Raw genomic sequence first — 25268 nt, forward strand, 5'->3', positions numbered from 1 at the left:
CTTCCTAACGAGAGGAACCAACACCATGAGCAAGTACCTGATCAAGGGCGCAAGCCTCTACGGCGAAAAGGTCGCCGACATCCTCATCGAGGACGGCGTGATTAGCCGCATCGCAGAGAACATCGACGCCGCAGACGCACAGGTCGTCGAGGCGGCAGGCCAGGTGGCGTTGCCCGGCCTGGTCGACATCCACACCCACCTGCGTCAGCCCGGTTACGAAGCATCCGAAACCGTCGAGACCGGCACCCGCGCAGCAGCCCTGGGCGGCTACACCGCAGTGTTCGCCATGGCAAACTCCATGCCCGTGGCAGACACCGCCGCAGTCGTTGAGCAGGTTGACCGCCTCGGCAAGGAATCCGCATGGTGCCGCGTGCAGCCCATCGGCGCAGTGACCGTGGGTCTGAAGGGCGAGCGCCTCTCCGACATTGGCGGCATGGCGAACTCCACCGCGAACGTGCGCGTGTTCTCTGACGACGGCATGTGCGTGTACGACCCCGCCGTGATGCGCCGCGCCCTCGAATACGTCAAGACTTTCGACGGTGTTATTGCGCAGCACGCGCAGGAGCCGAGCCTGACCGAAGGCGCCCAGATGAACGAGGGTAAGGTGTCCGCTGACCTGGGTCTGACCGGTTGGCCCGCCGTCGCTGAAGAGGCAATCATTGCCCGCGACGTGCTGCTGGCTGAGCATCTGGACTCCAAGCTGCACATCTGCCACCTGTCCACCAAGGGCTCCATTGAGGTTGTGCGCTGGGCTAAGTCCCGCGGCGTGAAGGTGACCGCGGAGGCAACCCCGCACCACCTGCTGCTCACCGACGAGACCGCACGCACCTACGACCCGGTCTTCAAGGTGAACCCGCCGCTGCGCACCGAAGAGGACGTCATGGCGCTGCGTCAGGCAGTTGCTGACGGCATCATCGACGTGATTGGTACCGACCACGCACCGCACCCGGCAGAGACCAAGGAATGCGAGTGGGCGTGCGCCGCGAACGGCATGACCGGCCTGGAGCAGGCACTGTCCATCATCCAGATGACCCTGGTTGACACCGGCATGATTACCTGGCGCGATGTGGCACGCATCCTCTCTGAGGAGCCCGCGAAGATTGGTCGCCTGGACCACGAGCAGGGCCGCCCGCTTGCCGAAGGCGAACCGGCAAACATTGTGCTGGTCGACCCGAAGGCAACCCGCGTCATCAAGCCGGAGGAGCAGGCAACCAAGGGTAAAAACAACCCCTACCGTGACATGGAGGTGCCCGGCTCGATCCGTGCAACCTTCTACGCTGGCCACCCGACCGTGCTGAACGGTGAGCTGGCAACCCCGCGTCGCTAACCTGCGAGGCGAACCGCGTAGCGACCGTGCTTGGCGGTGGTAGATTTCGCGCCTGCCACCGCCTTGCGGGGAGCACCGCCTCCAACCCCACCAACCTAGACCCATTAGCCCAGACCCGTCAGCCCAAATCCGAGGCCCCGACCTGAGGCCCCAACCGAAAGAGAGAACCTTCGTGGGAAAGTTCCTGACCGCTATCATCTGCATCGCCCTGGTTGCCCTGTGCATCTACGGCATGTGGCACGGATGGCGCTCGCGCCTGGCACGCCAGGCGAACATGTTCGGCTCCCTCAAGGAAGTTCCCGAACGCTACGAGGGCATGACCGCTGACGCCGCTTTCGAGGGCGAATACGTCAGCACCACGATCTTCGGTAACTGGCTGGACCGCGTGGGTTTCGACTCGCTCGGTTTCAAGAGCAAGTCCACCCTGCTGATTTACCCGGACAGCATCATCTTCACCCGTGACGGCGCGAAGGACCTGTGGATTCCGGCGAAGAAGCTTGCCGTCATCACCACCGACCGCGGTATGGCGGGCAAGGTTGTGGAGAAGAACGGCCTGGTTGTGATTGGTTGGACCCTGGACGGTCACCGCGTGCAGACCGGCTTCCGCACCCGCTACGCCGAGGACAAGCAGGCGGTACTGCAGGAGCTACGCCGCATCGCCCCGAGCGCGGTGGATGCGCCCGAGAAGTGGGCGGCAGAACCGGAAGCCTAACCGGCAGCGGGGACCTTACGGAGCACTCCCGTAAAGCACCCCCCGGACCGGCACCCCGGCGCACCCACACACCCATAGATTTTGCCCCACGGCAGGTGAACACCCCGCCGAAGGCACCATAGACTACCCCGGAACCTGCACGGTAGAGGCCGTACAGGAAGCGGGGGAGAACACCAGAGAAAAGGAAGAAGAGCATGACTGACATGACACGATCCGGCGCCCTGCGTACGGACCGCGCGCTGCTCGTCCTGGAGGACGGCACCGTCTACCGCGGCTATGGCTACGGCGCAACCGGCGCGTCCCTGGGCGAGGCGGTTTTCTCGACCGGTATGACCGGCTACCAGGAAACCCTGACCGACCCCTCCTACGCGGGTCAGATTGTGGTTCAGACCGCTCCGCATATTGGCAACACCGGTGTGAACACCACCGACGCTGAGTCCCGCAAGATTTGGGTTGCCGGCTACGTGGTTCGCGACGCCGCACGTGTGGCATCCAACTGGCGTTCTGAGCGCACCCTCGACGAAGAGCTCATCGAGCAGGGCATCGTCGGTATTCAGGGCATTGACACTCGCTCCCTGACCCGCCGCCTGCGTTCGAGCGGTTCGATGCGTGCGGGCGTGTTCTCCGGTGAGCACGCAGAACGCCCCGAAGCTGAACTGCTGGAGGAGGTGCGCGCCTCCGAGCCGATGGCTGGCCGTAAGCTCGCTGACTCCGTTTCGGTTGACACCGCGTACACCGTTGAGCCGCACCAGTTCAACTGGTTCGCACCCCCGGTCGCAACCGTTGTCGCCCTGGACCTGGGCATTAAGTCGATGACCCCGCAGCGTTTCGCTGAGCGCGGCGTGCGCGTGCACGTGCTGCCCGCAAGCGCAACCCTCGAGGACATCTACTCCCACAACCCTGACGGCGTGTTCTTCTCCAACGGCCCCGGTGACCCGGCAACCGCTGACGAGCAGGTTGAGCTGCTGCAGGGCGTGCTGCGTAAGGGCACCCCGTTCTTCGGTATCTGCTTCGGTAACCAGCTGCTCGGCCGCGCCCTGGGCTTCGGCACCTACAAGCTGCCCTTCGGCCACCGCGGCATCAACCAGCCGGTCATGGACAAGACCACCGGCAAGGTTGAAATCACCGCGCAGAACCACGGCTTCGCTGTGGACGCGCCGATTGGCGACTACGTGACCGCACCGAACGCCGAGTTCGGTCAGGTCATGGTCTCCCACGTGGGTCTGAACGACAACGTTGTTGAGGGCCTGACCTGTAAGGACATCCCCGCGTTCTCCGTGCAGTACCACCCCGAGGCTGCTGCGGGCCCGCACGATTCCGCCTACCTCTTTGACCGTTTCATCGACCTGATGGTCGCAACCAAGACTGCAAAGGAAGCATAAATGCCTCGTCGTACTGACCTTAATAGCGTCCTCGTCATCGGTTCCGGCCCCATCGTCATCGGTCAGGCAGCGGAATTTGACTACTCCGGCACTCAGGCGCTGCGCGTGCTGAAGGAGGAGGGCGTGCGCGTCATCCTCGTGAACTCGAACCCGGCAACCATCATGACCGACCCCGAGTTCGCGGACGCCACCTACATTGAACCCATCACCCCCGAGGTGATTGAGAAGATCATCGAGAAGGAAAAGCCGGACGCAATCCTGCCGACCCTGGGTGGTCAGACCGCGCTGAACGCGGCAATCTCCCTGGATGAGCGCGGCGTGCTCGCCAAGTACAATGTTGAGCTCATCGGCGCGAACATTGAGGCGATTAACCTCGGTGAGGACCGTGAAGCATTCAAGGGCGTGGTGGAGCGCGCCGGCGGCGAGTCTGCACGCTCGGTGATTGTTCACTCCATGCCGGAGGCGCTGGAAGCCGCTAAGGAGCTGGGCTACCCGATGGTGGTCCGCCCCTCCTTCACCATGGGTGGTCTCGGCTCTGGTATGGCGTACAACGAGGAAGACCTCTACCGTATTGCCGGTGCCGGTATTCAGTACTCGCCGACCAGCGAGGTCCTGCTGGAGGAGTCCATCCTCGGCTGGAAGGAATACGAGCTGGAGATGATGCGTGACACCAACGACAACGTCGTGGTCGTCTGCTCCATCGAAAACTTCGACCCCGTGGGCGTGCACACCGGTGACTCCATCACCGTGGCACCCGCACTGACCCTGACCGACCGTGAGTTCCAGAAGCTGCGCGACATCGCAATCAACGTGATTCGTGAGGTTGGCGTGGACACCGGTGGTTGTAACATCCAGTTCGCGATTGACCCGAAGACCGGCCGCATCATCGTCATTGAGATGAACCCGCGCGTGTCTCGTTCTTCGGCGCTCGCGTCGAAGGCTACCGGCTTCCCGATTGCGAAGATTGCGACCAAGCTGTCCCTGGGTTACACCCTGGATGAGATTCCGAACGATATTACTCAGAAGACCCCGGCGTCCTTCGAGCCGACCCTCGACTACGTGGTTGTGAAGGTTCCGCGCTTCGCGTTTGAGAAGTTCCCGGCTGCTGACCCGACCCTGACCACCACCATGAAGAGTGTTGGCGAGGCTATGGCTCTGGGCCGTAACTTCACTGAGGCTCTGCAGAAGGCGATGCGTTCGCTGGAGCAGAAGGGCGCGTCCTTCTCGTTCAAGCCGCTGTCCCTGTCTGAGGCTGAGCTGGCTGAGCTGATTGAGAAGACTAAGGTTCCGACTACCCAGCGTATTTACCAGGTTCAGCAGGCTCTGCTGGCTGGCGCTACCGTGGAGCAGCTGCACGAGGCGACCAAGATTGACCCGTGGTTCCTGGATCAGCTGGTGCTGCTGAATGAGGTTGCCGGCGTGGTTCACGCTAAGCGCGACCACCTGGACCCGGAGACCTTGAAGCTGGCTAAGCGTCACGGTTTCTCGGACGCTCAGATTGCTGAGATTATCGGCTCTTCTGAGGATGTTGTGCGCGGTGTTCGCCACGCTCTGGGTATCCGCCCGGTCTTCAAGACTGTTGACACCTGTGCAGCCGAGTTTGAGGCGTTCACTCCGTACCACTACTCCTCCTACGACCTGGAGGATGAGGTTGCGCACCACGAGAAGCCCTCGATTATGATTCTGGGTTCGGGCCCGAACCGTATCGGTCAGGGTATCGAGTTCGACTACTCCTGCGTGCACGCTTCGCTGGTGCTGCGTTCGCTCGGTTACGAGACTGTCATGGTCAACTGCAACCCTGAGACTGTTTCGACTGACTACGATATTTCGACTCGCCTGTACTTCGAGCCGCTCACCCTTGAGGATGTGCTTGAGATTGTTGAGTCGGAGCGTCGTACCGGCGGTCTGATGGGCGTGTTCGTTCAGCTGGGCGGTCAGACTCCGCTGAAGCTGGCTCGTGCCCTGAAGGATGCGGGCGTGCCGATTCTGGGCACCACCCCCGAGGCTATTGACCTGGCTGAGGACCGCGGCGAGTTCTCTCGCGTGCTGGAGGAGGGCGGCCTGATTTCGCCCAAGAACGGTACCGCGTTCACTTTCGAGGGTGCTAAGCGCATCGCTGATGAGATTGGTTACCCGGTTCTGGTTCGTCCTTCGTACGTGCTGGGCGGCCGTGGCATGGAGATCGTCTACGATGAGGCGAACCTGGCACGCTACCTGGAGAACGCTACCGAGGTTTCGCCTTCGCAGCCTGCTCTGATTGATAAGTTCCTTGAGGACGCTATCGAGATTGACGTTGACGCCCTGTTCGACGGCGAGGAGCTGTACTTGGGCGGCGTCATGGAGCACATTGAGGAAGCCGGTATTCACTCGGGTGACTCTTCTTGTACTCTGCCTCCGATTACTCTCGGCCCGGACATCATCGCGAAGGTGAAGGACGCTACCGAGAAGATTGCTCGCGGTACCGGTGTGCGCGGCCTGATTAACATTCAGTTCGCGTACGTGTCTGAGAACCTGTACGTGATTGAAGCGAACCCGCGTGCGTCTCGTACTGTTCCCTTCGTGTCGAAGGCTACCGGCGTGCAGATGGCTAAGGCTGCTGTGCTGATTGGTCTGGGTAAGAGCATTGCTGAGCTGAAGGCTGAGGGCTACCTGCCGTCGAACATGGATGGCGCATCCCTGCCTGAGGAAACCGCGATTGCTGTGAAGGCTGCGGTTCTGCCGTTCGCTCGTTTCCGCACCCCGGAGGGTGTTGTGGTGGATTCGCTGCTGAGCCCGGAGATGCGTTCGACCGGTGAGGTCATGGGTCTGGATAAGCACTATGACACCGCGTTCGCTAAGGCTCAAGCTGGTGCTGGTTCGCCGCTGCCGACCTCCGGTAAGGTGTTCATTTCGGTGGCTAACCACGATAAGCGTAACGTCATTATTTACGCGAAGATGCTGGAGTCGCTGGGCTTTGAGATCGTTTCGACCGGTGGTACCGCTGAGATTCTGCGCCGTAACGGCCTGAACTCGGTGATTGTGGCTTCGAAGTTCGCTGAGGCGAACGGCGACCACTCGATTGTGGACATGGTCCGCAACGGTGACATTGACCTGATTCTGAACACCCCTGCCGGTGGTGCTGCTCGTAGCGATGGTTACGAGATTCGTGCCGCTGCGGTTTCGGTGGGCTGCCCGGTCATGACCACTATTTCTGAGTTCGCTGCGGCTGTTCAGGCGATTAATGCTCTGCGTGAGCACAGCTGGGACATCATGAGCCTGCAGGAGCACGGCGTTCAGCTGGCTGCCGCTGTGGATGCTCGTTCTGAGGGTGGTGAGGCGTAATGTCCGCCGCTTTTGGTGATCGCCTGGCGAAGGCGATGGCGGAGCGCGGCCCGCTGTGTGTGGGTATTGACCCGCATCCGAACCTGCTGGAGCAGTGGGGTCTTGAGGATTCCGCTGCCGGCCTGGCTGCTTTTACTGAGGCGGTCTATGAGGGTTGCGCCCCGTTTGCGGCGGCATTGAAGCCTCAGGTGGCGCTGTTTGAGCGTCACGGTTCGGCTGGTCTTGCTGTGCTGGAGGCGCTGTTCGCCCGCGCTGCCGCTGATGGTGTGCTGATTGTTGCTGACGCTAAGCGCGGCGATATCGGTTCGACCATGAAGGCGTACGCGGATGCGTGGCTCGGCTCGTCTTCGCCGCTGGGTACCGATTCGGTGACTTTGAGCCCGTATCTGGGCTTTGAGTCGCTGCGTCCGGCGCTGGATTTGGCTGATGAGAATGACCGCGGCACGTTCGTGCTGGCGTTGACCTCGAACCCTGAGGGTAAGAGCGTTCAGCATGTGGGCGCGTCGGAGTCTGGTCATTCCGGCGAGTCTGGGGGCGCTGTGGCTAAGCGTATTATCGCTGCGGCTACCGCTGAGAATGCTTCCCGCCAGTGGGAGCAGATGGGCCCGTGCGGCCTGGTGGTTGGCGCGACTGTTGGTCAGGCGCTGGTTGATTTGGGTATTGACCTGAGCGTGTTCAACGGCCCGATTCTGTCGCCGGGTTATGGTGCGCAGGGCGCTTCGGCGGCTGATTTGTACCGCGTGTTTGCGGGCGTTGAGTCGCAGGTGCTGGTGAATTCCAGCCGTGGCGTGCTGGCTGCCGGTCCGTCTGTTGAGGGCCTGGCGAAGGCTGCGCAGGCGGCTCGTGATGACCTGTTGGCGGCTCGCGGCGCATAGTTCGCGTGCTGCGTGAGGGGCGTGTGCTCCGGTGGATTCTTTTGAGAGTCTGTTCGGGGTGCGCGCCCCTTTTGCGTGTCCAGTTTCCGGTACCCAGTTTTCGGCACCCAATTTCCGCCTCGGGGAGCGCCGCTGTTTTGGCCGTTTTTGCCCCCATTTTCGGGTACATTCTGATGCATATTTTGCCCCCCGCATACTCGCGCCGATGCGAGTTTGCTCACCTTGGCAGCGGGGGAGTGCGCCCGCTCTATGAGGCGCGTGTGTGGTTCCGCTTTTGATAGGGCGAATACTCCGCTATGCTATAGGGGTACTCCCTGATATTTACGTGCTGACGTGCGTAGACGCATTGTTGGTGCGAGGGTGAGTGCCGCGGGTGGAACGAGGTTTCTCGTGCTATCCGTGATACATTAGTTGATAAGTAAAATTCTATAACTCGCAGAAATGGGGGACCCAACCATGCCGCTGACTCCGCTAACTGAGGATGCGCGCGCCTCCGCCCGCGAGAAGGCAGTACTTGCCCGAGCACACCGCCAGGAAATTAAGCGTGCACTGAGTGACCGTGAACTTTCCGTGCGTCAGGTGCTCGATATGGTCGATTCCGACCCTGCACTGGCTAAAATGCCGGTGGGGCAGATGCTGCGCGCACTTCCGGGCATTGGTGCCGTTCGAGCTGAACGCATCATTGAAGAACTTCATATTGCACCGACTCGCCGCCTTGGCGGCCTGGGTGTACACCAGCGTCGCAAGATGGTGGAGTACTTCAACCGTAATTCGCGGTATTTGAACCGTGCACGTCGCAGGACTAATACTCTGCCTCCTGAATCTTCTCAGTCCTAACACATCGTGCCTTCAGCCGATGAAGGCGCAGTAAGGAAGCTATGTCTCAGCCGACTCTCACCGTACTGGCTGGCCCCACTGCTGTTGGCAAGGGTACGGTGTGCCAGTACATTCGTGAGAACTACCCGAACGTGTGGTTCTCTGTTTCCGCTACCACTCGTGATCCTCGCCCCGGTGAGGTTGACGGTACTCACTACTATTTCGTTTCGATGGAAGAGTTTGACCAGATGATCGCTGACGGTCAGATGCTTGAGTACGCTGTGGTGCACGGTAAGAACAAGTACGGTACTCCGCGCGCTAAGGTCCAGGAGGCTCTGGACGCTGGCCGCCCGGTGATTCTTGAGATTGACCTGCAGGGTGCTCGCCAGATTCGCGAGACCATGCCTGATGCTCGCCTGGTTTTCTTGGCTCCTCCGAGCTGGGATGAGCTGGTGTCGCGTCTGGTGGGTCGAGGTACCGAGAGTGAGCAGGAGCAAGCTCGTCGCCTTGAAACCGCGAAGGTTGAGTTGGCTGCTGAGAAGGAATTTGACGTCACGGTCGTCAACGACTCTGTTGAGCGTGCGGCGAAGGAGATTGCTGAGCTGATTGGCGCCGCCTAATCTGCATGCTTTGCGTTTGCGGTGGGGCTAGAGTTTCTTCCGACCTGTAGTTCTGCCGTGAGGCGTTGTGAAGGGTGGGGGTTTCGAAGAGTTTTCTTCGGGCCCCTACCTTTTTTGGCTGGGCTGACACCTTTTGTCTGGGCTGGTACGTGCGTTTTAGCCGTTGAGAGGGTAGAATAGTTCTTTAGTTTTGACCGTGCCCTCAGTGCGCCCGGTTTGCGCCATTGCGCGAACGGTGTACGGGGGTGTTCGGTACGTACATTCCATCAAGCTATTTGGAGTTTTTAGTGGCAAACGAAATCAAGGAACACGAGGACTACAACTTCGTTGACGGTGTCGCTCCCGAGGGCATCGTGAGCCCCAGCGCTGACGCGCTGATTGAGAAGGCGGAGTCCAAGTACGGCCTGGTGATTTTCGGTGCCCGCCGTGCACGCCAGATTAACGCGTACTACGCTAACCTGCAGGACAATACTGCTGCGCACGTTGGCCCGCTGGTTGACGCTGAGTCGAACGAGAAGTCCCTGTCGGTGGCAATGCGTGAAATCATTGCTGACCGTGTTGTGGCGGAGCACCGCCCGGACGCTAAGTTCGATGAGGACGGCTACCCGGTTCCCGAGGATCTGTCCGCTGTGATTGATTTCAGCGCGGCTGAGTTCTCTGGCGCTATCGAGGAGGAGTACATCCCCGCAGGTAGCGAAGAGGTTATTGCTATCGAAGAGGTTATCCTCGACGAGTCCGCTGAGTAATCTGCTTTTTACAAGGATTCTTTGACGTACCATGCGCATTATCGTTGGTATTGGAGGGGGCATTGCTGCGTATAAGGCGGCGATGCTCCTTCGTCTTTTTGCGAAGAATGGCGACGAGGTGATCGCCATGCCCACCCCGAACGCGACGAAGTTCGTGGGTGTTCCCACTCTGGAGGCGCTGAGCGGCAACCCCGTCTCAACGGACGTGTTTGACCGTGTGCCGGAGGTGAACCACGTGCGTCAGGCTGAACAGGCTGACGCCGTGGTGATTGCCCCGGCGACCGCTGATTTGCTAGCTCGTTTGGCGGCTGGTCGTGCGGATGATTTGCTGTCCTCGACCGTGTTGACCACGCACGCCCCGGTGATTTTGGCGCCTGCGATGCATACCCAGATGTGGGAGCATCCGGCGACTCAGGCGAATGTGCAAACTCTGCGTTCGTGGGGTTATCACGTGATTGAGCCCGCGATTGGGCGTTTGACGGGCCCGGATTCTGGTCCGGGTCGCATGCCCGAGCCGGAGGATATTTTCGCGGTCGCGCTGGATGTGATTGCTCGCTTCCCGAAGGGTCAGCTGCACCCGGTGTACACGCCCGGTTACGCACCGACTGAGCCCCTGTACACGGGTACGGAGCAGGAGCGTATGGCGGCGGCGCGTGCGGCAACGCTGACTTCGGCGCTGCTGGGTCAGGGGGATTCGGGCAAGGTTGAGCCTGGTCAGATTGAACACAGCCAGGCAACTGGCGCATCCGAATCGCTGCGTGGCCCCCTGGCAGGTCGCCTCGTGGTCATTACCGCCGGCGGCACCCGTGAGGCGCTGGACCCGGTCCGATTCCTCGGCAACCGTTCGACCGGCAAGCAGGGTGTGGCGCTCGCGGAGGCGGCACGCGACCTGGGCGCGACCGTGCACCTGATTGGCGCGAACCTTGAGGTTCCGGCACCGGAGGGTGTGCAGGTGACCCGCGTGGTGAGCGCCCTGGAGCTGCGTGAGGCAACCCTTGAGGCGAGCGCGGCGGCGGATGTGCTAATCATGTCTGCGGCGGTGGCTGATTTTAGGCCCGCCGAGTTTGCCGAGTTCAAGATTAAGAAGAGCGCCGATTCTGAGGATGCGCCGGTGATTCAGCTGGTGCGTAACCCGGATATTCTGCGTGAGGTCGTGGTGCGCCGCCAGCAGGCTCGTGAGGCGGGGGAGAGCATCCTCGGCCCGAAGCTCATTGTTGGTTTTGCGGCGGAGACCGGTTCGGCGGAGAAGACTCCGTTGGAGCTGGGTCGTGAGAAGCTGCAGCGTAAGGGCACGGACTTCTTGGCGGTCAATACGGTGGGCGTGAATCGTGGTTTCGGCACGGACGATAACACGATTACGCTGCTGTCGACTCTGAATGATGAGGCGCCGGTGTTCTCCGGTTCGAAGAAGGAGCTGTCGGTGCGTCTGTTGGAGCATGTGGCGGCTTTCCTGCCTGAGCTTTCTGGCTAAGAATCCTCATGCGTCCGCGTAGCTACTCAGCTGGTGCGCGCTTGCTTACATATCTTCAAAGCCCGTGCGGTACTTCCTGGGGGAGGTATCGTGCGGGCTTTGCTGTACCCGCTGGGAGGTTGCCAGCGCCTCCATCTACTAATCCTTGGGGGAGCATTATGCGCAAGCACTTGTGATGCGGGTTTCTTTCTTCTGGGGTTCCGCCGGGGGAGCGTCTCATATTTCTGTCATACTGGTGAAATTTCTGACCGTACCCCCGAACCGTCAGATAAAGGTCTAGTATCATGGCATAGAGAGTATTTCGCGTCGAAGGGGAAGAAGCACCATGCCCGAGAATCAGAGCAAGCCCGCCACGGTACAGCCCGCCCAGAGTGAGGAGCGTCCTCAGATTCTGGTCATTACCGGTATTTCTGGTGCAGGTCGCAGCACCGTCGCAAATGTGCTGGAGGATGAGGGCTGGTACGTTATCGACAACATCCCGCCGCAGATGCTCGGTTCCCTGGCTGAATTGGTGACCCGCGACGGTGCGCGAGTTCCGAAGGTGGCGCTCGGCATTGACGTTCGCGCCCGCGCACTGTTCTCCGATCTTCCCGCTGCGATTGAGACTCTGCGCAAGTCGGATATTGACTTCTCCATGCTCTTCCTTGACGCCAAGGACGAGACCATTATTGCTCGCTACGAGGCTCAGCGCCGCCCGCACCCGCTGCAGGGTGAGGGCCGCGTCCTCGACGGTATCCGCGCTGAGCGCACTCTCTTTGAGGGCCTGCGCCTCGCTTCTGACCGCACCATTGACACCACCGGCATGAACGTTCACGAGCTGGCTCGTACCGTGCGTGAAATGTTCGCTGAGGGTGCGGATAAGAAGCTGAACCTGACCGTGATGAGCTTCGGCTTCAAGTACGGCGCACCTTCGGACGCTAACTACATGGCTGATATGCGTTTCATCCCGAACCCGCACTGGGTTCCGGAGTTGCGTCCCCTGACCGGTCAGGACGCCCCGGTGCGCGACTACGTGCTGGAGCACGCAGGCACCGAGGAGTTCATCAGCAACTACCTTGCGGCTCTTCGCCCCGTGCTTGAGGGCTACCGCCGTGAGGGCAAGTACTACGCCACCATCGCAATTGGCTGCACCGGTGGTAAGCACCGTTCCGTGGCTGTGACGGAGGAACTGGCTCGTCGTCTCTCTGCTTTCGGTGAGCTGAACGTGAATGTTCAGCACCGTGACAAGGGCCGCGAGTAAGTTTTTCCCGGCGCGTCCCAACCACCGCGCCGTGTTTCATTAGCCGCCGTCCGGCCCCGCACACCGTGGGGCTGGCATACCATTCCTTCCGGGTATGTGAGGTATTACTATGTCCACCCATTCGACCAGTTATGACACTCAGGGTATTCCGCGCCTGCCGGCTCTGCCGACTCAGGCGTTGCGCCTGTTGAAGACCACGCACCGTTCGCCGAAGGTCACGGCGATGGGCGGCGGCCACGGGCTGTACGGTTCCCTGTCTGCGTTGCGCCATGTCACACCTGATTTGACGGCTGTTGTGACGGTTGCTGACGATGGCGGTTCGTCGGGTCGTTTGCGTGAGGAGATGGGTATTCTCCCTCCGGGAGATTTGCGTATGGCGCTCTCTGCGCTGTGTGATGACACCGATTGGGGTCGCACGTGGCGTGATGTGATGCAACATCGTTTTAGCGCGCCTGAGGGTTATGAGGGTGAGTTCCCGCTGGATTACCATGCTCTCGGTAACCTGCTGATTGCGACTCTCTGGCAGCTGCTGGATGACCCGGTTGCCGGTCTGGACTGGGCGGGTGCCCTGCTGAATGCGCGCGGCCGCGTGCTGCCGATGGCGCTGGATCCGATGGTCATTTACGGCACCGTGCTGCGTGAGCATAACGGCGGCGGTATTGAGCGTGTGAAGGTGGTCGGCCAGGTGAATCTCTCGAAGGAGGAGCGCGTTCACGATATTGGTCTGACCCCTGAGAATGCTCGGCCCTGCCCGGAGGCGCTCTCCGCTATTGAGGAATCCGATTGGATTGTTTTGGGTCCGGGTTCGTGGCGTACGTCGGTTCTGCCGCATCTGCTGTTGGACGCTCAGCGTGAGGCGATTATCCGCACGGAGGCGCGCCGCTGCGTGGTCATGAACCTCTCCGACGATAAGGAGACGGTCGGCTTCACCCCGGCAACGCACTTGGATTTGTTGCGCCAGTACGCCCCGAAGCTTCACCTTGACGCGGTGATTGCTGACGCTGACATGCAGGCTGATCACCGTTCCGAGCTGGAGCGTGAGGCTTCTGCGATGGGTGCGAAGGTTGTGTGGGCGCATCTGCGTTCGAGCTCCCAGCCGAATGTGCACGACCCGCTGAAGCTTGCGGCTGCGTACAACGAAGCGTTTGAGCTGAGCTCCTAGAATCACCGTTGCGGCTGCTATTTTGGTGTGCCCATTTCCCGAAGTTATAGACTCTTAGACACTACGCCCAGAAGGACCTGTTCATGGCATTAACCACGCTCGTCAAGGACGAACTCGCCAACTACGAGGCAACGAAAGTCTCTGCTCGTAAGGCAGAAATCTCTACGATTCTGCGTTTTACCGGAGGCCTGCACATTGTCTCGGGGCGAATCGTGGTGGAGTCTGAGGTCGACCACGAGGCAACCGCCCACCGCATGCGCCGCACCATCGCGGAGATTTACGGCCACGACTCTGAGCTGACCAGCGTCAGCGGTGGTGGCCTGCGTCGAGGCGGCCGCTACATTGTGCGTGTGGATCACGGCGGTGAGGCGCTGGCTCGCCAGACCGGTCTGCTGGATTTGCGTGGCCGCCCGGTGCGTGGTCTGCCGCCGGCTGTGGTGAACGGCTCCCTGCAGGACGCCGAGGCGGTCATGCGCGGTGCGTTCTTGGCGCACGGTTCGCTGACTGAGCCGGGTCGTTCCTCCTCCCTGGAGATTACCTGCCCCGGTCCGGAGGCGGCGCTTGCGCTGGTGGGTGCGGCTCGCCGCCTGGACATTATTGCGAAGGCACGCGAGGTGCGCGGCACCGACCGTGTGGTGGTGCGTGACGGCGAGACGATTTCGCAGTTGCTGGAGCGTATGGGCGCGACCGGTACCCTGACCACGTGGCGTGAGGCGCGCACCCGCAAGGAGGTTCGCGCGACCGCGAACCGTCTGGCGAATTTTGATGATGCGAACCTGCGCCGTAGCGCTCAGGCGGCTGTTGCGGCGAGTGCCCGCGTGGAGCGTGCCCTGCTGATTCTGGGTCATGAGGCGCCGGATCATCTGCGCTATGCCGGTGAGCTGCGTGTGTTGCATAAGCATGCGTCGTTGGATGAGCTGGGTCGTCTGGCTGATCCGCCGATGACGAAGGACGCGATTGCGGGCCGTATTCGTCGCCTGCTAGTGATGGCTGATAAGCGTGCTTCGGAGCTGGGTGTTCCGGGTACTGAGCTTCCGCGCGAGGACTAAGCGGAGGCTAGATTCTGCTCTTAAACGGTGCGGGAAGCTCGTGTGACTGAGATGTTTGTGACGGTTTTGTGACAAACCAAGCCCCTCCGTTTTTGAACAAAAACTGCATATTTTTCAAAAATGAGCCTGTGGATGGCCCCTTTCGCGTTGTGCGAGGGGAGTTATCCACAGGTTCTTTGCGTGCGCTCGTGCGTTCGCGCGCGTGAGCCTAGGGTAGGGGTATGACGAGCATGACCCCCAACCCCGACCAGAACGCTGTACAGAGCCCTGCGCAGGACAGCGCAGCCCAGCCTGGCAACACAACCCAGCAGGGCGGCGCGCAGCGTAGCGCCCGCTCCCTGATGAACAGCCTCTACCGCAGCCCCCGCGCCCGCAAGAACGGTGCGCCGGATGCCGAGGACACCGTGCCGCTGGCTATTGCCGCTGAGGTAACGCCCGCGGAGGTAGCTGCCGAAGAAGCTGAGGCACCGCAGCCTGAATTTTCGCTGCCTAATTCTTCTCAGCCCGGCACCGCACAGCCCAGGGCGAGCCAGCCCGTACCTACCGGCGACCCTGTACCTACCAGCAAGCCCACGGCATCCCAGCCGGAGTCGAATGGTTGGGCTGACTGGGATCAGCAGCCCGATTGGAACGAGGTGGACGACTGGGCGGAGTGGGAGCAGGCCGATCAGCCCGGCACCACCCGCAGTGCCCGTTGGGGCTTGTCGCCGCGCGTGCTGCTTCTGGTGGCGGTGTTGGCGTTGGTTGCCGTGGTGTGGGGTGTGACCCAGTTTTCGGCGGCGCCGCGTGCCGAGCAGGTCGCCTCCCCGGGCGCTTCTGCCGAGTCGGTGCAGGCGGTGGGTGCCCAGCAGAGCCCCGGAACTCAACCCGGCACCCAGTCCGCTACTCAATCTACTGCCCAGCCGGGCGCTAACCCGAGTGAATCTGCGCAGGGTGGCGCCTCCGGTGAGGCTACCGTGCGGGTGCACGTGGCGGGTGCCGTGAACAATCCCGGCGTGTACACGCTACCCGCGCAGGGTCGTGCCGTGGATGCGATTGCCGCCGCCTCCGGTGCCGCCGCGGATGCTGACCTGGACCGCGTGAACCTTGCCGGTGCGCTCAGTGACGGGGTGCAGATTTATGTGCCGCATCGTGGTGAGACGGCTGCTCCGGCGCAGATTCAGCCCAATGGTGGAACGGCAAATGCGGGTCAGGGTAACGCGGCGAATGGTGCAGCGCAGAACGGCGCTTCTCAGGGCGGTGCTCAGCCTCATCCTGCACGCACGCTAACTCCTGCAGGCAGCGCGCAGAAGGGCTCAACCCCGGTGAACATTAACACTGCCACCGCTGAGGAGCTGCAGAGCTTGCCGCGTATTGGTCCGGCGATGGCTCAGCGCATTATCGCCTGGCGTGAGGCGCACGGCGGTTTCCGTAGCGTGGATGAGCTGGATGCGGTGCCCGGCATTGGCCCGTCGATGCTGGAGAATCTGCGCCCGCTGGTGACGGTCTAATGCACCGCCAGCAGAACCACCGACAAAACCGCCGCCAGAACCGCCAACAGGCGGGGGCTCGGGCACTCTTTCCCGGGTCCTTGCGCCTCACCGGGGCCGCGGCTGCGGCGTATCGCCGCGCCCGCTACCGCTGGAGTATCGGCGCTGAACGGTGGCGTACCCGCCGCGATGAGCAGGAGCTGCGCGCCCAGGGAAGCCTCATTCACCTGGACTTTCGCCTGAGTTTCACGGTGCTGGCGCTGTGGGCTTTTACCGCGGCGGCGCTGACCGTGGGCACGTGGCGGGTGGTGCATCCGCTGGCGTGCGTACTCATTGCCCTGCTGGGGTGCCTGTCGATTCTGCTGTTCTTTCCGCCGCGTGCGGCAATGCCCTACAGTTTGCTGTTTCGTACGACGGGTCAGCTGGTTTTTCTGGCGTGTATTGTGACGGTTCAGGCGGTGCTTTTGTGCGCTACGGGGGTGGATGCATCCCGAGCCACGCTGCAGCAGGCGCAGGGTGCCTCGCTTCGTCTGAATGGCACGGTTGAGCAGGTCCGTCGCGTGGATCCGCGCACTACCCTGGTGGTTATTAAGCTGGAGGAAATTCAGGGGCGGAGCGTGCGTGCGCTGGTGAATGAGCGGGTGCGCGTGTACCGGCGTGATGGTTCGGCTAAGAGCGCCGCGCAGCGTCCGGAGGTAAGTTCGGAGGTAAGCAGCTCGGAGGGGAACTCAGCGGCTAAGCACCGGGGGAGCGGCACTGTGCGCTCGCAGGTGATTTATCCGGGCATGAAGGTGACCGCCCTCGGCACCGTGGAGTTTAACGGTTCCACGGCGAAGCTGAGCGGCGCAACTATTTTCCCCGCGCCTGCCTACGGTGCCGGGTCGAACGCTACCACCCGGCCTGCGGAGGAGCCGTATCTGTCCACGCTCAAGGAGCAGCTGCGCACCCGCGCCCTGGACACCCTCGACACGGAGTCGGCGGCGCTGGTTTTGGGCACCGCCTACGGGGACGATTCGCTGATGAGTTCCACCGCGCGGGAGGAGTATAAGCTCAGCGGGCTCAGCCATATTACGGCGGTGTCCGGGGCGAATATTGCCATTGTATTTTTGGGCGCGTACCGGCTGGTGTTGGCGATTCGCCCGTACCGCTTCGCCAGTATGTACCTGCTGATTCGTTCCTGGACGCGGCGGTTGCGGGGGAGAGGCGCCGCGGGTCATCCTCACCGCCCCGCGTACCCCCGGCACCCTGCTTACCTTCAACATCCCGCCCAGCCTCAACAACCTACCCCGCCAAACGCGCACGCCCTGCCGCCGCTCGTGCATCGGCTGAGTACCCTCGCCATTCCGCACCGCGTCATGGTGCTGTGCGGGGTTGCGGCGGTGCTCGCCTACGCCACGCTGCTGGAGACTGAGGGTTCCGTGATTCGTTCCCTCGCCATGGGTCTACTCGGTGCTTACGCGATGTTGCGCGGTTCGGGTCGCCAGTCCTTGGCGGCGCTTCAAACCACGGTGCTGATGTGTCTGCTTGCCGCCCCGCACCTTGCCGTGGATATGGGGTTCGCCCTGTCGGTGACGGCAACTTCCGCGCTGATTCTGCTGGGCCCGCCGCTGATTCGTCTGCTTATGCGTGTCATGCCGGTGTTCTGCGCGGAAATGCTCGCCGCGCCTATCGTGGCGTCCCTGTGGTGTACTCCGCTGATTTTGGCGATGAGCGGTAAGGTGCCGCTCTACTCTGTTCCGGCGAATCTGATTGCCGCTCCTTTGGCGCCGCTGAGTATGCTCGCCGGGCTGGTGGCGCTCGGATTCATGCTGCTGGGTCTGCCCACTGCGGCGGATCTGTGCCTTCGTGCCGGTGGCCTTGCTGCGCAGGGTATCGAGTGGGCGGCGCACACTGCCGCGCACGCGCCGGGTAACCCGTGGGAGCCCGGTTCGAGCGTGCCGGCGGTGGTGTGTAGCGTCCTTAGCGTGCTGGCGTTGAGCATTGCCCTCTGGTGGGTGGATGCGCGCCGCTACCGTGCGGTCACGCACCGGCAGTATGTGCGGGTGGTACCGCACACCGCGCCCGCCTATCAGCACCCCCATCAGCCCGCCCGTTCTTAACCATCTCGCCCTGCCCAATTCACCCTGACCAATGCTAGGAGGCACCCGAGAAGAAAACGCTATGATGGATACTCGAGACTCTACCCGCGCCGCACCCCCGTGCGCAGTGGGGCCGAGTTCAGCCCGTACCCTGCAGATAAAGGCGAGTGATAAGCGTGTCCGAGCGTAAGCGTTCAACCCAACGTGGTGGTTCCCGAGGCTACGCCCGCCGAGGCGGCCCCGCCCTCGACACCGCGTGGCGTACCGTCACCCCGGCGCCCGCCGTCATGCTCTACGGCCCGGAGGAGTACTTCGCCTCCCGTGCCGCGGCGCGCCTACGTGAGCTGTTCCGCAGCATCCACCCGGAGGTGGATCGCGTTCAGATTAATGCCGCCACCTACACGGCGGGGGAGCTGATTCTGCACGCTTCGCCCTCCCTGTTCGGTTCGGCGAAGATTATTGAGGTTGAGAACGTCGCCTCCATGAGCGATGAGTTTTTGACCGATACGCTCGCCTACCTGAACGCCCCCGAGCCGGACATCATGCTCATTCTGAATCACTCGGGTGGTAACCGCGGTAAGAAGCTCATCGACCTGGTGCGCTCCCAGTTCGTGCTCATTAACTGCAAGGCGCTCAAGACCGACCGCGAGAAGAGCGAGTTCTTGGCGGGGGAGTTCGCCGCCGCCCAGCGCCCGATTACCGGCGGCGCCCTGGCGTTGCTGACTGCCGCCGCCTCTGACACTGCTGAGCTTGCCGCCGCCTGCCAGCAACTGCTCTCAGATGTACCCGGCGAAATCACCGAGGAGGCGGTGAACCGCTACTACGGCGGCCGCACCGAAGTCACCGCGTTCCGCGTGAGTGACGCCGCGGTTTCCGGTAACGCCCCGGAGGCACTGCGTCTACTCCGCCACTCCCTTGCCACCGGCACGGAGCCGATTCCGATGCTGGGTGCGCTCGCCATGCGTATCCGCAATATTGCGCGCGTGCACCACGTGCGTTTGAGCGCTAACGAACTGGCGCGTGAGGTGGGCATGGCGCCGTGGCAGGTTGAGCAGGCTCAGCGCGATGGCCGCCGTTTTACCGGCGCGCAGTTGGCGCATATTGTGCAGCTTCTGGCTGATGCGGACGCCCAGCTGAAGGGCGAGTCGCAGGACGCGGTGTATGCGGTGGAGCAGGCGGTTTTGGCGATTGCTCTACCTCCGCGCCTGTAGTGCATAATAGAGCCCATGCTCGAAATTCTGAAGAAAATTTTCTTTGCCCTGCTGCCCTTCCTGCAGAAGGCGGCAGAGGATGCCCTCAACGACGCTACTGCGTCTAAGGGCGGCTCCGAGTCCTCCCAGAAGAGTGAGTCTCACAAGGGCGAATCTCGTCAGGGTGAGGCTCGTACCTCCGGCTCTTCGGCGCCTAAGCCGAGCGCTCCGAAGCCTTCCTCGGCAAAGTCCTCGGCACCTAAGCCTTCCGCACCGGCTTCGACCGGCGCATCCGACGGTTCGGATTACCCGGGCGATTACCGCGACATGATTAACTTTGAGTACTCGCCCTCCCTGGACGGCGACGCTGACCCGGGTGAAATCGTGTGGACGTGGGTTCCTTTCGAGGAGGACCACTCGCAGGGTAAGGACCGCCCGGTGCTTCTGGTGGGTCGTGACGGTGAGTACCTGCTGGCGCTGATGATGACCAGCAAGGATCATAATAACCGTGAGCACGCTGATCCGAATTACCTTGATATTGGTTCGGGTCCGTGGGATCCGCAGGGCCGCGCTTCTGAGGTGAAGCTGAACCGTGTGATTCGTGTTCGCCCGGATGCGATGCGCCGCGAGGGTGCGATTATGCCGGAGGATACGTTCCGCCTGATTGAGCGTGCGTGGACTCGCCATAACGGCTAACACCCTGTGCCGGTAGTTTCACCGGCGACCGGTGCGGATTATCTGTGCCGGATGTGAAGGCTGCGTGTAGCGGTTTTCACAGTATTTTTCTCTCCGCGGGGGTCTGTCGTGGAGGCTGTTCATCTGGTATTATGTGTGGTTGAGTGTCCGATGGTCATCGGGCACTGCTGGCCGGTTGCCATAGGCATCCCCACGCCGCTCAGTCGATGATCGGCCAGCGTCGCCCTCACCGACCAATAAGACAAAACAGAAAGTTTAATTGTGGCTAACATTAAGTCTCAGAAGAAGCGTATCCTCACCAACGAGAAGGCTCGCCTGCGCAACAACATTGTAAAGTCCGAGCTGAAGACCGCGACCCGCAAGGTCAAGGCTGCTGTTGAGGCACAGAACCAGGAAGCTGCTGTTGAGGCTCTGCGTTTTGTGAACCGTAAGCTGGACAAGGCTGTTTCCAAGGGTGTTCTGCACAAGAAGACCGCTGCAAACAAGAAGTCCGGTCTTGCTGCGCTGGTAAACAAGGCTTTCTAATGTGAGAGCGCACACGTAACAGGTGTGCAAACTATATGAACCCCCGTATTTCCTCTAGCTGACTAGGGGAGATGCGGGGGTTCTTCTTTTTTATGCCAGGTTAAATACTGGTTCATTTTCGGCATTTACTGGTTTCAAAGTGGCGAGTAAATGGCGACCAAATTACGCCCCCGCCAGCCCCTCCAACGCTTCTGCAAACGCCGCCTGCCGGTCACGCGCCACATACGCCGATAGTGTTTGCGTCTCCGAGGCGTGACCGAGCGTGCCGCCGCCGGCTCGCCCGTGCTGATCTAGAATAAGCGGGACGAAGCCGCCGCCTTCACCGTGACAGATGGTGCGGATGAACAGCATCTGGAAGCTGTGACTGATGAGCTGGAGTCATCCCAGCGGCGTGGCTTCGAGGCGCAGGCGTTCAAGGAACATAACGGGTTTATGGCAGAAAGGGGGTTCGCTTCTGTGGATGGTCAGTATCCGAAGAAGATGGGCTCTTCGCGGCGTTCCCGGCGTAAGGGGCTGCCCGAGGTGCAGGAGTGGCAATGGCCGCCACCCGGTGTTGAGACTGTTCCGCGTGCTTCTGTGAAGGTGCCCGAGTATCGGCTGACTGATGAGGATATGCGGCATATCTGGGAAGGCGAGCCGAACGCGCTAGATGGTGGGCATCGTCCTGAGAGTACTCATCGGAATAATGTGAAGTTCCCTCCGGGGTGGACGAAGCAGCGGGCACGAGAAGCTGTGCAAAAGCTGCTAGATTCTCCTGACATGGTCTCTGTTAAGTCCTACGGGAGTGGGACGGCTGGGGTTAAGCTGTTAGGGGTTATAGACGATCTTCTTTTACATGCCCGTCTTGAGATTATCGGTAGTCGCACTATACTTCATGCTGCTTTTCCGATGAAGGGGGTTGATTGTCGAGCTAATTTGGGTGATGCTGGGGTAGAAGTACTTGCGCCTTTAAATATCTCCTCGGATATTAGAAGGCTCCTACAGGAAAATGAGTGGAAGCATGTGGGTTAAAGATATCGACGTTAGTCCCCGGCAGGCGTATTATGCTGAAGACTCTGCTACTACTTTTAACTGGGCTTTGACCGATACGGAAGAAGGCGGGCATTACGGTGTCGGCTTCTCCGGTTATGAGCGGATGCAAGCGGAAGAGAACCTTATGGTGTCTTCGGATAATGGTTACCCTATGGATCCTGAGCTGTACGTAGATTTCTTGCTAAGCTACCCGTACATTAATTGGTTGAGTAATGACGGTCATGAGAAGCGGCTGGTAGCGGCGGTGCGGAAGCTGAATAAGCGTCCTGAAATCGCTGCCGAGTACGCCCGCCGCGGCATCAATCCCGTAGAAGGCCCTATTCCCTTCCCGCCCGAACTCACCCCCAGCAACGACAACTAGCCAACCCTCACAGGGGGGCACCCCCCTTTTGCTATGCCACAAAAAACATACGCTACTGAAGAGTTCGACTATGAGGCTCATCTAGACCTCCTAGAGCGTTAGATTTATATAATTAGAAGCCCTGTGCACGGGGCGCGTGCACGGGGCTTTTGTGTACCCATTTTTGAGTTTTCCACTGTACGCAGCGGCACCACCCGCCCGGTGACGAAACCGCTTGCGGGTCGCGTGGAAGCCCGTATAGTGGGAACTATCGGCGGTACCGCACACCGCCCGCGCCTATCATGAGCGCCCTAAGTGGCGTTGCACATAGCGCCGGTGTGGGCACATATTTTTTTTGCATATTATCAGGAGGTTTCCCATGAGTAGCGAGATCGCAGAAGAAGCTTACGATTATCGTGAAGACCCTGAGTATTGGCGAGCTCCGTTCGATTTTACGAAGCCCATATCTGATGCAAATACTCCGGAGGGGTGGATGCGTGCTGAGTTGAAAGGGCGTTATTTTAATGCTCCGGTGGCGCGCCCCGGTGCCGAATATGAGTGGGGTTTAGCAGAGATTAAGCGTAGGTATGAAGCTCAGGAATTCCCCTTTGACGATAGCGAAGTAACCCTTTTGTATCGTGAGAAGGTAGCTAATGGTGAGCTGCCGGATGTTTATTCTGGCACTCCATACGATTTGGCGCTTCTGCCTTTCTAAAACTTGCGGGGTACGTGAGTACCTCTCTGGTTGAGAGACCCCCTGTATTCCTCCTCTTCTAAGGGGAACGCGGGGGTTTCTTTATTCGTGTATACTTGGGCTCAAGGAGTTAGACAATTCCTCTGCAACCCTGAGCCTCACCTATATTGGTGTGGCAATAATGCTTGGGCGGCCGCGGCTTTATGCTTCGGTCTAAAGGACCGTTCGGGGGCGTCACTGGCTAACTCCTCATAACTTTTGTGAAAGGCATCCTGCTAAGTGGCGGGGTGCCTTTTGCTATGCCCAGAAGGAACCCTAAAGATGCGGTGCATGTGTACCATGCCAACAGAACTCAGTAAGAAGCTAGACTAGAATACTCACATGGAACCTGAAAAAATCCCTCCGACGCTGAGCGACCCTATCACCTTCTGCGTAACTAAGATTACGCCGCCGGCACCAGCTAATAAGGCTGAAGCCATGAAACGCCAATGGGTTCTTGAGGAGCGCTTTAAGCGGGGTCCACATGTTCCAATGCGCACTATCGCACGCGAGTATGACGAGCGTACCGCAGCCGGTGAGGTTCTTATCCCAGAGAGAATTCCACTGTTTCCCCCAATAAACGGAGCTTGATCAGGATAACCACATATTCTGATGTCTTATGAAACTGCCAGCATCATGTGTCCGTATCTGGAAGATGTGAAATTACTTGGGGCAAACCTCTTTGCAGGCTACGTTAGGCACCAGCGTAATCGGTTCAGAAGCTAATTGCCTCAGTAGCATTGTTACCCTTGCAGATTGTATGCACATCTTTCAAATCGCAAAAATTAAACTATCGAGGAATCAAGGCAGAGAGGACATCATCCCACCCACTAATTCGGACCTCTAGACTTGTAGCCGTCTGATGCGTAGCTTCGGCCTTATCCTTGGCTTTCTGCGACCCATTGGAGTAGTAGCAAGCTAGTAATACGAAGACAAATGATGAAATAGGAAGATAGATTTTCGTGTATAGTTGGGGTTAAGGAGTTAAACGACCCCTCTGAAACCCTGAGCTTCACCTATTGGTGTGGCAATAACGCTTGGGCGGCCGCGGCTTTAGGCTTCGGTCTAGAAGACACCGGAGGCACCACCGGTTAACTCCTCATAACTTTTGTGAAAGGCATCCTGCTAAGTGGCGGGGTGCCTTTTGCTATACCCGCTTGTCGTGGTTTTATGACGCACAGATTCCTCGCCCAATTCTTGGCACAGATTCGGGGGAGGCGCCTGCCCGGTGACGAAACCGCTTGCGGGCCGCGTGGGAGCCCGTATAGTGGGAACTATCGGCGGTACCGCACACCGCCCGCACCCTACCAATAGCGCCGTACACAGCACAGCGACTAGCACCGGGGGAGCGAGCACCGCCGATACACACCACACAACCACCGACAGTTCACCGGCAACTTTCCATACCCCATGTACCCGGTGAACCGATCACGAGCTAAGGACAACGATGAGCCAGCCGAACTTCCCGCCCGCCCGACTCTTTGACGCTTTCGCCAAGCCCGCCTCCACAGAACAGCCCGCGAAGAAGGGACTGCTCGGCAAGCTGGGCCTGGGCGAATCCTCCGAGGAGGACAACTACACGACCGTCATGCTGGTCGGTTTCAACTCCGCGAAGGAACCCCCGGGCAACGGCGAGGACGCCCTCGACGTGATTCACCGCGCCTTCGACCCGTGCGATGAGAGCCCCGGCTTCGACATGGACGACTTCTACGACTATGCTTCCGTTGCCCCGCAGCTGCAGAACAGCGACGACTCCGAATCCACGGTTCTGGTGTGGCCCAAGATGTTCTACAACATGGTCACCATCCCGGAGCGCCGCCTGCGCCTGCTCGTGGTGACCGGCCCCGCCCCCAGCCTGTGCCTGCAGCGGTTCATGACCCGCTTCTTCAAGTACGTGAAGAAGCTCCACGTGGACCACGCGATCTTCGTTGAGACCTTTGAGGATCAGGTGGCGCACACCCGCCCGTACCCGTACACGCTGACCACTTACGACGAGAAGCTGGCGGCAATCCCCGGTATTCTGCACGAGTATTTCACCGGTTCTACCTCGGTGACGATGGCAATGTCTGCGCTCGCCGCCGAGCACGGCCTGCGTTCCTCGGTCATGCTGCGTATGAGCATCCCGGGGTATCTGAGCTTTGACCAGCAGAACCCGCGCGCGGTCGTGAGCCTGATCGAGGCGCTGGAAGTCATCCTCGGCATTAAGGTTGAGTCTGAGGAGTACGACCGCCTGCGCGCCCACGCTGATGAGTGGGAGGCGGAGCTCGCCGAAGAAATGGCGAAGGACTACGAGAAGGTTGAGCTGGTGCGTGAGATTGAGCAGAAGATGGATTCGACTCTGCGCACTGTCTCCGGTGAGGTGATTGCCGAGGATATTGAGGGCTACCTGGATTCCCTCAGCGGCGCCTCCGAGGGCGTAAATCCTGCCGATGATGGTGCAGGATCCGCGGAGGATTCTTCGGAACGTTAGGTCCGTTCGCACAT

General features: G+C 60.5%; 21 protein-coding genes. All 21 read left to right on the plus strand.

Translation table 11 applies throughout. The features are described from left to right. Positions 1 to 25 precede the first annotated feature (25 nt). The 21 genes from RM6536_RS08190 to RM6536_RS08295 all read left to right on the plus strand — a co-directional run bounded on the left by RM6536_RS08190 (position 26) and on the right by RM6536_RS08295 (position 25254). A complete protein-coding gene (locus tag RM6536_RS08190) occupies positions 26 to 1327 on the plus strand; it encodes a dihydroorotase (protein ID WP_060824753.1) in 1302 nt (433 codons plus the stop codon). A gap of 172 nt (positions 1328 to 1499) precedes the next feature. Continuing rightward, complete coding sequence (locus RM6536_RS08195; RefSeq protein ID WP_060824754.1) at positions 1500 to 2039, plus strand: hypothetical protein; 540 nt, start codon at positions 1500 to 1502, stop codon at positions 2037 to 2039. 194 nt (positions 2040 to 2233) lie between these two features. Then, positions 2234 to 3421 carry a glutamine-hydrolyzing carbamoyl-phosphate synthase small subunit gene (carA, locus tag RM6536_RS08200; RefSeq protein WP_049341910.1) on the plus strand — a complete coding sequence of 396 codons (1188 nt, stop codon included), beginning with the start codon at positions 2234 to 2236 and terminating at the stop codon, positions 3419 to 3421. Next, a complete protein-coding gene (carB, locus tag RM6536_RS08205) occupies positions 3422 to 6742 on the plus strand; it encodes a carbamoyl-phosphate synthase large subunit (protein ID WP_060824755.1) in 3321 nt (1106 codons plus the stop codon). It begins immediately after the preceding gene. Continuing rightward, positions 6742 to 7617, plus strand: a complete 876-nt coding sequence (gene pyrF / locus RM6536_RS08210) for an orotidine-5'-phosphate decarboxylase (protein ID WP_060824756.1) — start codon at positions 6742 to 6744, stop codon at positions 7615 to 7617. The genes carB and pyrF overlap by 1 nt, the downstream gene beginning before the upstream one ends. Before the next feature lie 456 nt (positions 7618 to 8073). Next, entirely contained in the window at positions 8074 to 8454 is a 381-nt protein-coding gene (gene mihF, locus RM6536_RS08215; protein ID WP_005505949.1) for an integration host factor, actinobacterial type, read from the plus strand. Positions 8455 to 8495: 41 nt separating this feature from the next. After that, positions 8496 to 9053: a guanylate kinase gene (gene gmk / locus RM6536_RS08220; protein ID WP_060824757.1), complete on the plus strand. Its 558-nt coding sequence runs from the start codon at positions 8496 to 8498 to the stop codon at positions 9051 to 9053. Between the two features lie 287 nt (positions 9054 to 9340). Then, complete coding sequence (gene rpoZ, locus RM6536_RS08225; RefSeq protein WP_005508713.1) at positions 9341 to 9799, plus strand: DNA-directed RNA polymerase subunit omega; 459 nt, start codon at positions 9341 to 9343, stop codon at positions 9797 to 9799. Positions 9800 to 9830: 31 nt separating this feature from the next. Next, positions 9831 to 11270 (plus strand): bifunctional phosphopantothenoylcysteine decarboxylase/phosphopantothenate synthase, encoded by a 1440-nt coding sequence (locus RM6536_RS08230; protein ID WP_060824758.1) that lies wholly within the window; start codon positions 9831 to 9833, stop codon positions 11268 to 11270. A gap of 325 nt (positions 11271 to 11595) precedes the next feature. Continuing rightward, positions 11596 to 12510, plus strand: coding sequence for an RNase adapter RapZ (gene rapZ, locus RM6536_RS08235; protein ID WP_049362661.1), 915 nt, complete (start codon positions 11596 to 11598; stop codon positions 12508 to 12510). Between the two features lie 109 nt (positions 12511 to 12619). Continuing rightward, positions 12620 to 13672: a gluconeogenesis factor YvcK family protein gene (locus tag RM6536_RS08240; RefSeq protein WP_012903503.1), complete on the plus strand. Its 1053-nt coding sequence runs from the start codon at positions 12620 to 12622 to the stop codon at positions 13670 to 13672. Positions 13673 to 13755: 83 nt separating this feature from the next. Continuing rightward, a complete protein-coding gene (gene whiA / locus RM6536_RS08245; RefSeq protein WP_060824759.1) occupies positions 13756 to 14721 on the plus strand; it encodes a DNA-binding protein WhiA in 966 nt (321 codons plus the stop codon). Between the two features lie 221 nt (positions 14722 to 14942). Beyond that, a complete protein-coding gene (locus RM6536_RS08250) occupies positions 14943 to 16211 on the plus strand; it encodes a ComEA family DNA-binding protein (RefSeq protein WP_060824760.1) in 1269 nt (422 codons plus the stop codon). An 80-nt stretch (positions 16212 to 16291) separates the two neighbouring features. After that, positions 16292 to 18289 carry a ComEC/Rec2 family competence protein gene (locus RM6536_RS08255; protein ID WP_231917959.1) on the plus strand — a complete coding sequence of 666 codons (1998 nt, stop codon included), beginning with the start codon at positions 16292 to 16294 and terminating at the stop codon, positions 18287 to 18289. Between the two features lie 155 nt (positions 18290 to 18444). Beyond that, on the plus strand, positions 18445 to 19479 hold the full coding sequence (holA, locus tag RM6536_RS08260; protein WP_060824762.1) for a DNA polymerase III subunit delta: 1035 nt from the start codon (positions 18445 to 18447) through the stop codon (positions 19477 to 19479). A gap of 15 nt (positions 19480 to 19494) precedes the next feature. Continuing rightward, on the plus strand, positions 19495 to 20154 hold the full coding sequence (locus tag RM6536_RS08265) for a type II toxin-antitoxin system PemK/MazF family toxin (protein ID WP_060824763.1): 660 nt from the start codon (positions 19495 to 19497) through the stop codon (positions 20152 to 20154). A 261-nt stretch (positions 20155 to 20415) separates the two neighbouring features. Continuing rightward, positions 20416 to 20679 (plus strand): 30S ribosomal protein S20, encoded by a 264-nt coding sequence (gene rpsT / locus RM6536_RS08270; RefSeq protein WP_005505969.1) that lies wholly within the window; start codon positions 20416 to 20418, stop codon positions 20677 to 20679. Positions 20680 to 21039: 360 nt separating this feature from the next. Continuing rightward, positions 21040 to 21690, plus strand: coding sequence for a hypothetical protein (locus RM6536_RS08280; RefSeq protein WP_060824765.1), 651 nt, complete (start codon positions 21040 to 21042; stop codon positions 21688 to 21690). Further along, on the plus strand, positions 21680 to 22072 hold the full coding sequence (locus tag RM6536_RS08285) for a hypothetical protein (protein WP_060824766.1): 393 nt from the start codon (positions 21680 to 21682) through the stop codon (positions 22070 to 22072). Before RM6536_RS08280 ends, RM6536_RS08285 begins: the two co-directional genes overlap by 11 nt. 358 nt (positions 22073 to 22430) lie before the next feature. After that, positions 22431 to 22766 (plus strand): hypothetical protein, encoded by a 336-nt coding sequence (locus RM6536_RS08290; protein ID WP_060824767.1) that lies wholly within the window; start codon positions 22431 to 22433, stop codon positions 22764 to 22766. A 1465-nt stretch (positions 22767 to 24231) separates the two neighbouring features. Beyond that, positions 24232 to 25254: a PAC2 family protein gene (locus RM6536_RS08295; RefSeq protein ID WP_060824768.1), complete on the plus strand. Its 1023-nt coding sequence runs from the start codon at positions 24232 to 24234 to the stop codon at positions 25252 to 25254. Positions 25255 to 25268 lie beyond the last annotated feature (14 nt).

Origin of the sequence: Rothia mucilaginosa, from assembly GCF_001548235.1 — a bacterium.
GTDB lineage: Bacteria > Actinomycetota > Actinomycetes > Actinomycetales > Micrococcaceae > Rothia > Rothia mucilaginosa_B.